Consider the following 12,786-nt stretch of genomic DNA (forward strand, 5'->3'; position numbering starts at 1 on the left):
TTCGTATTGGTTTCCATGATGTAGTTTTGATGGGTAAGATTATTTTTTAAAAAAAAGGTTGGTAATGGAATCAGTAAAAATAGGAAAAACAAATAAAGTTAGCAAGAACACAGAGATGGCTAACACAAAGACAAGTAAAGAGACTCATTTTAAACAAGTGAGCACCATTACAAATACACTCCGATCAATTGGTGGGATTTTTACAAAAATTGTAAAGAAAGTCAGAGAGCTTTTCAAAAAACACCCCAAGAAAAGCAATGTGGCGTTAGTAGTATTAACCCATGTTGCATGCAAGAGAGCAAAAGAATTAGACGATAAAGTCCAAGATAAATCCAAACAAACTGAAAAAGAAAATCAAATCAATTGGTGGAAATATTCAGGATTAACCATAGCGACAAGTTTATTGTTAGCCGCTTGTAATGCTGGTGATATTGATAAACAAATAGAACTAGAACAAGAAAGACAGAAAACAAACAAGAGTGGGATAGAGTTAGAACAAGAAAGGCAAAAGACAAATAAGAGTGAGATAGAGTTAGAACAAGAAAGACAGAAAACAAACAAGAGTGGGATAGAACTCGCTAATAGTCAAATAAAAGCAGAACAAGAAAAACAAAAGACAAGCAATACACAGAAAGATTTGGTTGAAAAAGCAGAACAAAATTGCCAAGAAAATCATAGTCAATTCTTTATTAAAAAATTAGGGATTAAGGGTGGTATTGCTATAGAAATAGAAGCTGAATGCAAAACCCCTAAACCTACAAAAACCAATCAAACCCCTAAAGAGCCAAAACACCTTCCAAACTCCAAACAACCCCGCTCTCAAAGAGGATCAAAAGCGCAAGAGCTTGTAGCTTATTTGCAAAAAGAATTAGAATCTCTGCCCTATTCACAAAAAGCTATCGCTAAACAAGTGGATTTTTATAAACCAAGTTCTATCGCCTATTTAGAACTAGATCCTAGAGATTTTAAGGTTACAGAAGAATGGCAAAACGAAAATCTAAAAATACGCTCTAAAGCTCAAGCTAAAATGCTTGAAATGAGAAAAACACAAGCCAACCTTTCAACCTCTCAAAGCCTTTTGTTCGTTCAAAAAATATTTGCTGATGTCAATAAAGAAATAAAAGTAGTTGCTAATACCGAGAAAAAAGCAGAAAAAGCGGGTTATGGCTATAGTAAAAGGATGTAGCGCTTAAAAACATTAAGTTTTTAATGATCTGTCGGCTTTTGAGATCATTTTTTATGGTGGCGTTATTTGGTAATAAAAGAGATCCTTATTTAAAAGCTTAAGCTATCCCTAAAGTAAGGTAAAACTATGGGTTACCAATGGAGGTTAAAACGTGCAATAAAACTCCAAAGAGCCGACTTTTTTAATCGTAATTTGCTTATGGTTTAATAAAGTTTCTAAATGCTTAAAGGTGTTAGGATCTAGTATTAGGGGGGCTTCTTCTGCACTTAAAGGGCGCCTAGAAATTAAAGCGAGCAATTCGTCTATACCGCAAGAAATCAATTTTTTGGCTTGAGTAATGGATCGTTTAGGCAAACTCACGCAAAGCCCTTCAAAAAACAAAGAGCATTTTAACAATTCATCTTCGCTTAATTTAGGGGCTTTAAAGCTTGAGGGTCTGTCTATGGTGCTTAAATCCACTCTGGCTATATTGATTTGTTTTAAAAATTCAGCGATGAGCTTTAAGTTGTTCGCGCTATCATTCACGCCCTTAACCAACAGCACTTCAGCCACCAGTTGCCCTTGATAGATTTGAGAAAAGCTCAAAATCCCCTCTAAAATCTTGTTAATGTCTTTGGAATAAGGCTTATCCACTCTTTCAAAGGCTTTCAAATCAATAGCATCTAAAGAAAATTTAACGATGTCAAATTCCTTTAAGGCTTGCTGGACTTTTGGCTCATAAAAGAGCGAGCCATTGCTTAAAATCAAAGTTTTAACGCCCTTTAAAAAAGGCTTGATACTTTGGATAAGCTCTAATAAATGAGGGTATAGCGTGGGTTCGCCATTAGCGGTAATGGTTAAAACATCAATGGGGGTAGCAAGGTTGTTTAGGGCGTTTTGAATGGCGTTAATCAAGGTTTCTACTTTTATCACTTCTTCCATGCACTCAATGGGCTTGGCTTTACCCAACTCGCAATAAATGCAATTGTAATTGCATTGTTTTTTAGAGGGCGATAGATCCACGCCCAAAGACTTCCCAAAACGCCTAGATAAAATGGGTCCAAAAACGATAGGCAGATTTTCTTTAGCCATCATCTTCCTCTAAAAACACGCGCTCTTTGCATTTAATGCATTCATGCGCCTTTTTTTTGCGATAGATTCTTTCACTCATTAAATAATGGCATTTCTCGCAACGCTTATTGATGGGCTTATGGTTGGATAAAAAATGGCATTTAGGGTAATTGTTGCAGCCATAAAACGAGCCTTTCTTGCTCCTTTTTAAGGCAATATCCCCCCCACATTCTGGGCATTTCACGCCTTCTATTACTTCTTTTGCGTTAGGGGTGTTTTTTAACGATTTGGTGTTTTTGCATTCAGGGTAGTTGTTGCAAGCCAAAAACGCCCCGTTTCTGCTGAATTTTTGCACCATTTCCCCTCCGCATTTTTCGCACAATTCTTGATTGGCTCCATCATTGGCGTTTTCAGTTTGTTTGACATATTTGCATTTAGGGTAATTGTTGCAAGCGATAAACTCCCCATAACGGCTATTTTTTTTGACCAATTCCCCACCGCATTTAGGGCATGATTGGCCGGTTTTTTCATGCACTTTTTGAGAGATGATGTTCTTTTTCCCGGCTTCAATTTTATCCATAAAAGGGTAGTAAAAGTCCTTTAAGACTTGCTGGTAGTCGGCTTTATTTTGAGCGATATTGTCCAGTTCCTCTTCTAAAGAAGCGCTGAATTTGGAATCCACGATTTCTTCAAAATGCTTTTCTAAAATTTCTATCACCTTAAACGCGCTCTCTAAAGCGCTGATCTGCTTTTTTTCTACCTTAATATAGTCTCTGTTTTGCAAAAGGGAAATCGTTGGGGCGTAGGTGCTAGGTCTGCCTATGCCTAAACTTTCTAAAACTTTAATCAAGCTCGCTTCTGAATAGCGCGCTGGAGGTTCTGTAACATGGGCGTTGCTCTCTAGTTTTTCTAATTTAATGGGGTTATTTTCTTTCAAATTGGGGAGCAATTTGTCCTTATCGTCATTGCCTAAAATTTTATAATAGCCATCAAAAAGGAGTTTTCTGCCACTCGCTTTAAACTCGCCTTTTTCGCAAGCCACAACCACGCTTTGGCTTTCAAAAAGAGCGTCTTGCATTTGAGAAGCTAAGAAGCGTTTGTAAATTAAAGTATAGAGCTTTAATTCTTCAGGCTTAAGATAGTCTTTTAAAGCGTTTGGCTCTAAAATAATAGAAGTGGGCCTGATCGCTTCATGGGCTTCTTGGGCGTTTTTATTCTTGCTGGAATAGACTTTGGCTTTAGGGGGTAAGTAGTCTTTGCCGTAGTCTTTTAAGATCTTATTCCTCGCTTCTTCTAAAGCTTCTTTAGCGATATTCAAGCTATCGGTCCTCATGTAAGTGATCACCCCCATAACCCCTTGCGGGGTGGCTACGCCCTCATACAATTTTTGAGCGATACTCATGGTTTTTGTGGGCGAAAAGCCTAAAAGACTGGAAGCGCTTTGCTGTAAAGTAGAAGTCATGAAAGGGGGCGGTGTGGGGGATTTTTTAGATTTTTTAACGATACTGGAAATAGCGTAGCTTTCTTTTTCTAATTCGTTTTTAATCTCTTGAGCTTTTTTTTCATCAATGAGTTCTTGGGCTTTGAGTTTGTTGCCTTTATAACTAATGAGTTGCGCTTCTAAATGCGACTCAAAATAAGCGTCTAGCGTGAAGTAGGTTAAAGGCTTAAAGGCTTTGATCTCCCTTTCTTTATCAACCACAAGCTTTAAAGCGGCGCTTTGCACCCGCCCAGCGCTCAAACCTTTAATGATTTTTGATGAAATCAACGAGCTGAGCTTAAAGCCCACGATCCGATCTAAAAAGCGTCTGGCTTGTTGGGCATTGACCTTAGACATGTCAATTTGTCGTGGGGTTTTTAGAGCGTTTAAAATCGCATTTTGCGTGATCTCATGAAAAACAATCCTAGGATAGCTCTCCAATTTCCCCCCAATCAAGCATGCCACATGATAGCCTATCGCTTCCCCTTCTCTGTCTTCATCGGTAGCGATGTAGGTGGTAGATGCCTTTTTAGAAAGCTCTATGATCTGTTTGACAAGCTCTTTATGGTCTTTATCCACGACATAATTAGGAGTAAAGCCGGTTTCATCAATCTTAATGCCTAAAGCGAATTTGGATAAATCCCTAACATGCCCTTTAGAGGCAATGACTTCATAATTTTTATCCAAAAAATTTTTAATGGTTTTGGCTTTTGCTGGGGATTCTACGATAATAAGGTGCTTCATTGAACGCCTTTAATGAAATGTTTATACCTATTAGGAATGATTGTAGCATAGAATTTTGACTGAACGCCCTATTAAACCATAAAAACGATAACAGCACTAAAAATCAAAGAGTTGGAACACCCTTTGCTTGACTAACAGCAAATATCTATGCAAAGGATGCAAACATGAGTTTTAGGATAAATACCAATATCGCCGCTTTAACTTCTCATGCGGTAGGGGTTCAAAACAACAGAGACCTTTCAAGCTCGCTTGAAAAGTTAAGCTCAGGGCTTAGGATCAATAAAGCCGCTGATGATTCTAGCGGGATGGCGATCGCTGATAGCTTAAGGAGTCAAAGCGCGAATTTGGGTCAAGCGATCCGCAACGCTAATGACGCTATTGGTATGGTTCAAACCGCTGATAAAGCGATGGATGAGCAAATCAAAATCTTAGACACCATTAAAACCAAAGCCGTTCAAGCCGCTCAAGATGGGCAAACTTTAGAAAGCCGAAGAGCGCTCCAAAGCGATATTCAAAGGTTGTTAGAAGAACTAGACAATATCGCTAACACCACAAGCTTTAACGGCCAACAAATGCTTTCAGGAAGTTTTTCTAACAAAGAATTTCAAATTGGTGCGTATTCTAACACCACAGTTAAAGCGTCCATTGGCTCAACGAGCTCAGATAAGATTGGGCATGTGCGCATGGAAACCTCTTCTTTTAGCGGTGCAGGCATGCTCGCTAGCGCGGCGGCACAAAACTTGACTGAAGTGGGATTGAATTTCAAACAAGTCAATGGCGTGAATGATTACAAGATTGAAACCGTGCGCATTTCTACAAGCGCTGGCACTGGGATCGGAGCGTTAAGCGAAATCATCAATCGTTTCTCTAACACTTTAGGCGTTAGGGCTTCTTATAATGTCATGGCTACCGGTGGCACTCCTGTGCAATCAGGAACCGTGAAAGATCTTACCATTAATGGCGTAGAAATTGGGACCGTGAATGATGTGCATAAAAACGACGCTGACGGGAGGTTGATTAATGCGATCAACTCCGTCAAGGACCGCACCGGCGTGGAAGCGAGCTTGGATATTCAAGGGCGCATTAATTTACACTCCATTGACGGGCGCGCGATTTCTGTGCATGCAACGAGCGCGAGCGGTCAGGTTTTTGGGGGAGGGAATTTTGCAGGGATTTCTGGGACACAGCATGCGGTGATTGGGCGCTTAACCTTGACCAGAACCGACGCTAGAGACATCATTGTGAGCGGTGTGAATTTTAGCCATGTAGGCTTGCATTCCGCTCAAGGGGTGGCAGAATACACCGTGAATTTGAGAGCGGTTAGGGGCATTTTTGATGCGAATGTGGCTTCAGCAGCCGGAGCGAACGCTAATGGTGCGCAAGCTGAGACCAATTCTCAAGGCATAGGGGCTGGGGTAACAAGCCTTAAAGGGGCGATGATTGTGATGGATATGGCAGATTCTGCGCGCACGCAATTAGACAAGATCCGATCTGATATGGGTTCGGTGCAAATGGAATTGGTTACAACCATTAATAATATTTCTGTAACCCAAGTGAATGTTAAAGCGGCTGAATCTCAAATCAGAGATGTGGATTTTGCTGAAGAGAGCGCAAACTTTTCTAAATACAATATTTTGGCGCAAAGCGGGAGTTTTGCTATGGCGCAAGCGAATGCGGTGCAACAAAATGTCTTAAGGCTTTTACAATAACAGCCCTTGATTTAAGGGGGCGTTAGTCTTTTTTATAAGTTATTTTTATAAGTTAAAATAATGGATATTTATCAAAAAAACTTACAAGCTCTTTTCAAAAAAGACCCTCTTTTGTTCGCAAAGCTCAAAGCCGTTAAAGAAAACAAAAAATACGAAGTGTTTTTAGGGAATGATAGCGCGAATTTCAACCTCTTAGATAAAGAAACAAACACGCCCTTATTTGAAAAAAGCCCGCTAGATTCAAGCTTAGAGTTATACAAAAATAGCGAAATTTACATGCTTTATCCTTATTTGTATTATTTTGGCTTGGGTAATGGGGTGTTTTACCGCTTGCTTTTAGGCAATGGCAATTTAAAACGCTTGGTGGTCATTGAGCCTGAAATAGAAATTATTTTCATCGTGCTGAATCTCTTGGATTTTTCCACTGAGATTTTAGGAAATCGTTTGATTTTATTGCATGCGGATTTTTGCAATTACAACATGATCGCTTCGTTGTTTGATATGGATAAAAAGTCTCGTTTATACGCAAGAATGTATGATTTAAAACTTTTTAACGCTTATTATGAACAATACTCTAGTCAAATGATAGAAATCAACCAGCATTTCACGCGTGCTTTAGAGCATGGCGCTATTAGCGTAGGCAATGACGCTAAAGACGCGCTCATAGGCATCAAACAGCATGCCGCTAATTTGCCTGAAGTCATCAAAAGCCCTAGTTTAGTGGATTTTGTGAGCGCTTTAAAAAACAGAGACACCGCTATCATTGTCTCAACCGGGCCCAGTTTGAACAAGCAACTCCCCCTTTTAAAAGAAATCGCTCCTTACGCGACGCTTTTTTGCATAGACGCTTCTTTCCCTATTTTGGCTAAAGCCGGTATCAAGCCTGATATTGTGCTGTCTTTAGAAAGGGTGGATTTAACGGCGAAATTCTACGAAGAAACCCCCTTAGATTTTCAAGAAGGCGTTATTTTTGCTCTGACTTCCATTGTGCATAAACGATTGATTCAAGCGATTAAAAAGGGGGTTAAGCAATTCAGTTTCCGCCCCTTTGGTTATACCAACCTTTTTGATTTGCACCAGTATGGTTATGTGGGCATAGGCATGAGCGCAGCGAACATGGCGTATGAATTAGTAGTGCATTCTCGTTTCAAAAGATGCGTGTTTATTGGGCAGGATTTGAGCTTTTCACAAAGCGGTAACAGCCACGCTAGTGGGGCGATTTATGGCGATAAAGAGATCAAGCCTAAAAAAGATAAAGATAAGATTTTTATAGAAAAATACGGGGGTAATGGGGAAGTAGAAACCACTTTAGTGTGGAAACTTTTCTTAGAATTTTTTGAAAAAGATATTTTCAACACGCCCTATAAATTAGAAGTCATTAACGCTACTGAAGGGGGGGCTAGGATTAAAGGGACTAAAGAAATGCCTTTTAAAGAAGTGTGCGAAAAAATAGACAAATCCAAGCCAAAGTCTCCTATCAATTTGATTTATCCCACTCAATCAGAACAGGCTAAAAATTTAAAGATCGCTAAACAAAAATGCGAAGAGATCATCAAATACGCCAATGAGAAAAAAACTCAAGTTGAAGAAGTGTTTTTAAAAGTGGCGCCATTTTTAGAAGAAGTGGAAAAGCTTCATGAAGAAAAAAAATTAGAAGAGCTGGATTTTAAAAAATTAGAAAATTTGAGTGCTGAAATTGATAATATTAAAGAGCTTTTTGACGACAAACAATTCAATTCGTATTTTATGGATGCGATACAATCTTACATCTTCCACCAGGAATTGCATATCGCTGAAATCGTGTGTAAAAAAACGAATAATGAAGACGAATTAAGGGCTAAGCAATTGGAATACATTTACGCGCACAAATACTGGCTCTTTAGTTTAGCGGGTGGGATGGACTGCGTGATAGAAGCGATCAAAATGGCTTTGAAAGAATGGTAAAACCCCTTTTTAAGCGTATGTGTCTAGGCTGGAATAAATTTCAGGGATATTTTCACCATCAACAAGATTTTTCTCAACTTGGGATCTATCTTTAATCTCGCCGTCGTTATTGATAGCGTTTAAAGCTTGTAACCTGTCAAAATCAGGGGCGTTTGGCGCATTATCTTGGCTGAAACCATCTTGAATATTGCTTTGTTGTAAATTTTGCTCTGCTTGATTCCTGTCTTTTATGGTTGCGTCATTATTGATGTTGTTCAAGGTTTGGAGCTGTGTGAAATTAGGGGTGTAATGGGTGTTGATGGTCATGTTTTATCCTTTTTAGCTTTTTACACGTTCAATCGTGGATCATCATTATAGCAATAATCCATTAAATCGCCCAATCGTAAAACCTTGCATGAGTTTTCAATCAAATCAAAAACTTCCATGAGTTTAGAAAGCTCTCTGTGGTAGGCAAAAATCCCACACCCCTTAATGAAAACAAAATATTTTTTGCTCTCTTGCAGTTGGCGTAGAATTTCTGTATCCGCTCTTTCTTGCCAGCTGTCATAGTCTTTGGGGTTAAAAATGGAAATTTCTTCGCCCAAAGAACGATACCCTAAATAATCTCTAGGGAGCAATCGGTTGTGGCGCAAGGAATACGCCAAACTATAAGGAGGGCGTGCGTAAGCGATGAATTTAGCGTCCAAAAACTCCCTATACACGCTCGCATGAATGGGCGAATCCTGGCTCGCTTCTTTCCAGCGGTAATCTATCTTGTCATGCAAAACCAGTAAGGTGTTTTCATTCAATTGATCAAAAACAGCGTTTCTTTTGTTGATCACAAATTGATTTGTGCCAATGCGCGCTGAAATAGAGCCTTGATAAAGCCCAAAAAAACCCTTTCTAAACATGGATAATGAAATGCTTTTGAGCGAATGAATCAGATTGCTGTCAATGCCTCTTGTATGTGTGTTCATGTTTATCATGATAACAAGTTTTTTTTAATAAAAGGTATTGGTTTCCTAACAGATCTAAATTAAATCAACTCTATAAAAAATCCTAATTTAATGCTAGTAAATAAATTTAGTGATATAGACTAAACTTTAAAGAAAAATCGGGTAATTTTTATCACTTTTTTAAAACAAGTGATAGATTATTAACTTTTTATGCTATAATGCGAGGGTTCTTTCATCAAGAATGGTGATTGACGAGATTTTTCAAATCAAATAATGATGTTAAGAAGAATTAAAGTAGGTTCTGATTTGAATAAAAAAGAGAGTTTGTTAGATGCGTTTGTTAAAACCTATCTGCAGATTTTAGAACCCATTAGCTCTAAACGCTTAAAAGAGTTGGCAAACTTGAAAATATCTTGCGCCACGATCAGGAATTATTTTCAAATCCTTTCTAAAGATGGCATGCTCTTTCAAGCCCATTCTAGTGGCGCTAGATTGCCCACTTTTAAAGCGTTTGAAAACTATTGGCAAAAGTCGTTGCACTTTGAAATTTTAAAGGTGAATGAAAAACGCTTAAAAAGCGCGAGTGAAAATTTTGGGCTTTTTACGCTGTTAAAAAAACCGAGTTTGGAGCGTTTAGAAAGAGTCATTGAGTGCGAAAAACGCTTTTTGATTTTGGATTTTTTGGCGTTTTCTTGCACACTGGGTTACAGCGTTAAAATGGAGAAGTTTTTATTAGAGCTTGTGGGTAGAAGCGTTAAAGAAGTGCGCTCAATCGCTGCTTCTGTCAATGCGTTGAGTTTGGCCAGGCAATTAGAGCGTTTGGAGTATTCCAACACACAAATCACACGCTTTAATCTGATGGGGTTAAAAACGCTTTTAAACAGCCCTTTATTTTTTGACATTTTAGGGGGTAAGGTTTTAGAGCGCTTGAAAAATGGTTTGCATTTTATAGAGCCTGATTGCATGCTAGTAACACGCCCTATAGAATTTCAAAACAAGCGGATGCAACTGCTTTGCGTGGGGAAATTAGAATGCGATTATGAAGGGTTTTTTCAAACGATTTCTAAGGAGGAATAATGAAAGATGAACACAACCAAGAACACGATCATTTAAGCCAAAAAGAGCCAGAATCTTGTGAAAAGGCTTGCGCTTGCAAAGAACAACAAGGTGAAGAAAATCAAGAAGCGGGCCAAAAAGAATGCGAGATTAAGGAAGATTTTGAGCTTAAATATAAGGAAATGCGCGAAAAATACTTAAGAGTGCATGCGGATTTTGAAAACGTGAAAAAGCGCTTAGAAAGAGACAAAAGCATGGCGTTAGAGTATGCGTATGAAAAAATCGCATTGGATCTATTGCCGGTGATTGATGCGCTTCTTGGGGCTTACAAGAGTGCTGTAGAAGTGGATAAAGAGAGCGCTTTAACCAAAGGCTTGGAGCTTACGATGGAAAAGCTGCATGAAGTTTTGGCAAGGCATGGCATTGAGGGGATTGAATGCTTAGAAGAATTTGATCCTCATTTCCACAATGCGATCATGCAAGTCAAAAGCGAAGAAAAAGAAAACGGGAAAATCGTGCAAGTTTTGCAACAGGGCTACAAGTATAAGGGTAGAGTTTTGAGGCCAGCAATGGTGAGCATTGCTAAAAACGATTAAAAACATTTATTTTAATAAGAAAGGATAACGCATGGGAAAAGTTATTGGAATTGATTTAGGGACAACCAACTCCGCAATGGCGGTTTATGAAGGCAATGAAGCAAAGATTATTGCTAATAAAGAGGGTAAAAACACCACTCCTTCTATTGTAGCCTTTACGGATAAGGGCGAGATTTTAGTGGGCGAGAGCGCGAAAAGACAAGCGGTAACCAACCCAGAAAAAACCATTTATTCTATTAAAAGAATCATGGGCTTGATGTTTAATGAAGATAAGGCTAAAGAAGCTGAAAAACGCTTGCCTTATAAGATTGTGGATAGGAATGGGGCTTGTGCGATTGAGATTTCGGGTAAAGTTTATACCCCTCAAGAAATTTCAGCCAAAATTTTAATGAAGCTCAAAGAAGACGCTGAAAGTTATTTAGGCGAGAGCGTTACGGAAGCGGTGATCACCGTTCCGGCTTATTTTAACGACAGCCAACGAAAAGCGACTAAAGAAGCCGGCACGATTGCAGGGCTTAATGTTTTAAGGATCATCAATGAGCCTACTAGTGCGGCGTTAGCTTACGGCTTGGATAAAAAAGAGAGCGAAAAAATCATGGTTTATGATTTGGGTGGGGGGACTTTTGATGTTACCGTGTTAGAAACAGGCGATAATGTCGTGGAAGTTTTAGCCACAGGGGGCGATGCGTTTTTAGGGGGCGATGATTTTGACAATCGTGTGATTGATTTCTTAGCGGCTGAGTTTAAAAGCGAAACGGGCATTGAGATTAAAAACGATGTGATGGCGTTGCAACGCCTGAAAGAAGCGGCTGAAAACGCTAAAAAAGAACTGAGCTCTGCGATGGAGACTGAAATCAATTTGCCCTTTATCACAGCAGACGCTACCGGGCCTAAACACTTGGTTAAAAAACTCACTAGGGCTAAATTTGAAAGCTTGACAGAAGATCTCGTGGAAGAAACGATTTCTAAAATTGAAAGCGTGATCAAAGACGCAGGGCTAACCAAAAATGAGATTTCAGAAGTGGTGATGGTGGGCGGTTCCACTCGTATCCCTAAAGTCCAAGAAAGGGTGAAAGCGTTTATCCATAAAGAATTGAATAAAAGCGTCAATCCTGATGAAGTCGTAGCGGTGGGCGCGAGCATTCAAGGGGGCGTGTTAAAAGGCGATGTGAAAGATGTGCTTTTATTAGATGTTACGCCTTTAAGCCTTGGGATTGAAACTTTAGGGGGCGTGATGACTAAAGTGATTGATAGAGGCACGACTATCCCAGCGAAAAAATCTCAAGTGTTCTCAACCGCTGAAGACAACCAGCCCGCTGTGTCCATTATGGTTTTACAAGGTGAGAGGGAATTGGCAAGGGATAATAAATCGTTGGGTAAATTTGATTTGCAAGGCATCGCTCCAGCTCCAAGAGGCGTGCCGCAAATTGAAGTAACCTTTGACATTGACGCTAACGGGATTTTAACCGTGTCAGCGCAAGATAAAAATACCGGTAAAAGCCAGGAGATTAAAATTTCTGGCTCTAGCGGGTTGTCTGATAGCGAAATTGAAAAAATGGTGAAAGACGCTGAATTGCACAAAGAAGAAGACGCTAGGAAAAAAGAAGTGATTGAAGCGAGAAACCATGCCGATAGTTTGGCACACCAGACCCAAAAGAGCCTTGATGAGCATAAAACGAATTTGAATGAAAACGACGCTAACGAGATCCAAAACGCCATTAACGCTCTTAGAGATTGCGTCAAAAACGATAACGCTACTAAAGCTGAGCTTGAAGACAAGACAAAAGCGTTAGCGCAAGTGGCTCAAAAATTAGGCGAAGCCATGGCGAATAAAAACAACGCCGAGCAGCCCAAGAAAAAAGACGATGATGTGATTGATGCGGAAGTGGAGTGAAACGCTTTTAAAACTTCTTTTAAGTGGGCGGTTTCAATGAAAATCCGCTTGCTTTTCTCATTTTCATCAATGGGATACCGATTGCAAAATCTAAAAAGTAGCGTTTTTTAATCCAAGTATCAAAGCTTGATTGTAATCAAGCGGTAGCTTTTCAAGGTTTAGACTAAAAAGCATTAGTGGGATTTTAGGAAA

Annotated in this window: 9 protein-coding genes and 1 pseudogene; 6 read left to right on the forward strand and 4 right to left on the reverse strand. The window is 39.4% G+C overall.

The features are described from left to right. The first annotated feature begins 64 nt into the window (after positions 1–64). Positions 65–1,186 (forward strand): DUF874 family protein, encoded by a 1,122-nt coding sequence (locus tag QAP06_RS06735; RefSeq protein WP_286465553.1) that lies wholly within the window; start codon positions 65–67, stop codon positions 1,184–1,186. Between the two features lie 144 nt (positions 1,187–1,330). Here QAP06_RS06735 and QAP06_RS06740 read toward each other — a convergent pair whose 3' ends face one another. Together QAP06_RS06740 and topA are read right to left on the reverse strand one after the other, a co-directional pair. Next, the gene (locus tag QAP06_RS06740; protein WP_286465554.1) at positions 1,331–2,257 is read right to left on the reverse strand and encodes a radical SAM protein; all 927 of its coding nucleotides are present in this window, start codon (positions 2,255–2,257) and stop codon (positions 1,331–1,333) included. After that, a complete protein-coding gene (gene topA / locus QAP06_RS06745; protein WP_286465555.1) occupies positions 2,250–4,460 on the reverse strand; it encodes a type I DNA topoisomerase in 2,211 nt (736 codons plus the stop codon). The genes QAP06_RS06740 and topA overlap by 8 nt, the downstream gene beginning before the upstream one ends. Positions 4,461–4,624: 164 nt before the next feature. On the opposite strand from topA, the gene QAP06_RS06750 reads away from it, so the two are divergent. Together QAP06_RS06750 and QAP06_RS06755 are read left to right on the forward strand one after the other, a co-directional pair. Further along, entirely contained in the window at positions 4,625–6,169 is a 1,545-nt protein-coding gene (locus QAP06_RS06750; RefSeq protein ID WP_286465556.1) for a flagellin B, read from the forward strand. A gap of 60 nt (positions 6,170–6,229) precedes the next feature. Further along, complete coding sequence (locus tag QAP06_RS06755; RefSeq protein WP_286465557.1) at positions 6,230–8,113, forward strand: motility associated factor glycosyltransferase family protein; 1,884 nt, start codon at positions 6,230–6,232, stop codon at positions 8,111–8,113. Between the two features lie 9 nt (positions 8,114–8,122). Here QAP06_RS06755 and QAP06_RS06760 read toward each other — a convergent pair whose 3' ends face one another. Both QAP06_RS06760 and QAP06_RS06765 read right to left on the reverse strand, forming a co-directional pair. Then, entirely contained in the window at positions 8,123–8,419 is a 297-nt protein-coding gene (locus QAP06_RS06760; RefSeq protein ID WP_286465558.1) for a hypothetical protein, read from the reverse strand. Positions 8,420–8,439: 20 nt separating this feature from the next. Continuing rightward, positions 8,440–9,069: a class II aldolase and adducin N-terminal domain-containing protein gene (locus QAP06_RS06765; RefSeq protein ID WP_286465560.1), complete on the reverse strand. Its 630-nt coding sequence runs from the start codon at positions 9,067–9,069 to the stop codon at positions 8,440–8,442. Between the two features lie 220 nt (positions 9,070–9,289). Between QAP06_RS06765 and QAP06_RS06770 the strand changes: the two are divergent. The 3 genes and pseudogenes from QAP06_RS06770 (at position 9,290) to dnaK (ending at position 12,594) form a co-directional block, all read left to right on the forward strand. After that, positions 9,290–10,125: pseudogene (locus QAP06_RS06770) on the forward strand (HrcA family transcriptional regulator). After that, the gene (grpE, locus tag QAP06_RS06775; RefSeq protein ID WP_286465561.1) at positions 10,125–10,700 is read left to right on the forward strand and encodes a nucleotide exchange factor GrpE; all 576 of its coding nucleotides are present in this window, start codon (positions 10,125–10,127) and stop codon (positions 10,698–10,700) included. Before QAP06_RS06770 ends, grpE begins: the two are co-directional and overlap by 1 nt. A 31-nt stretch (positions 10,701–10,731) precedes the next feature. Continuing rightward, positions 10,732–12,594: a molecular chaperone DnaK gene (gene dnaK / locus QAP06_RS06780; RefSeq protein WP_286465562.1), complete on the forward strand. Its 1,863-nt coding sequence runs from the start codon at positions 10,732–10,734 to the stop codon at positions 12,592–12,594. Positions 12,595–12,786: the final 192 nt, after the last annotated feature.

It is taken from the genome of Helicobacter pylori (genome assembly GCF_030323545.1).
Taxonomy (GTDB): domain Bacteria; phylum Campylobacterota; class Campylobacteria; order Campylobacterales; family Helicobacteraceae; genus Helicobacter; species Helicobacter pylori_CO.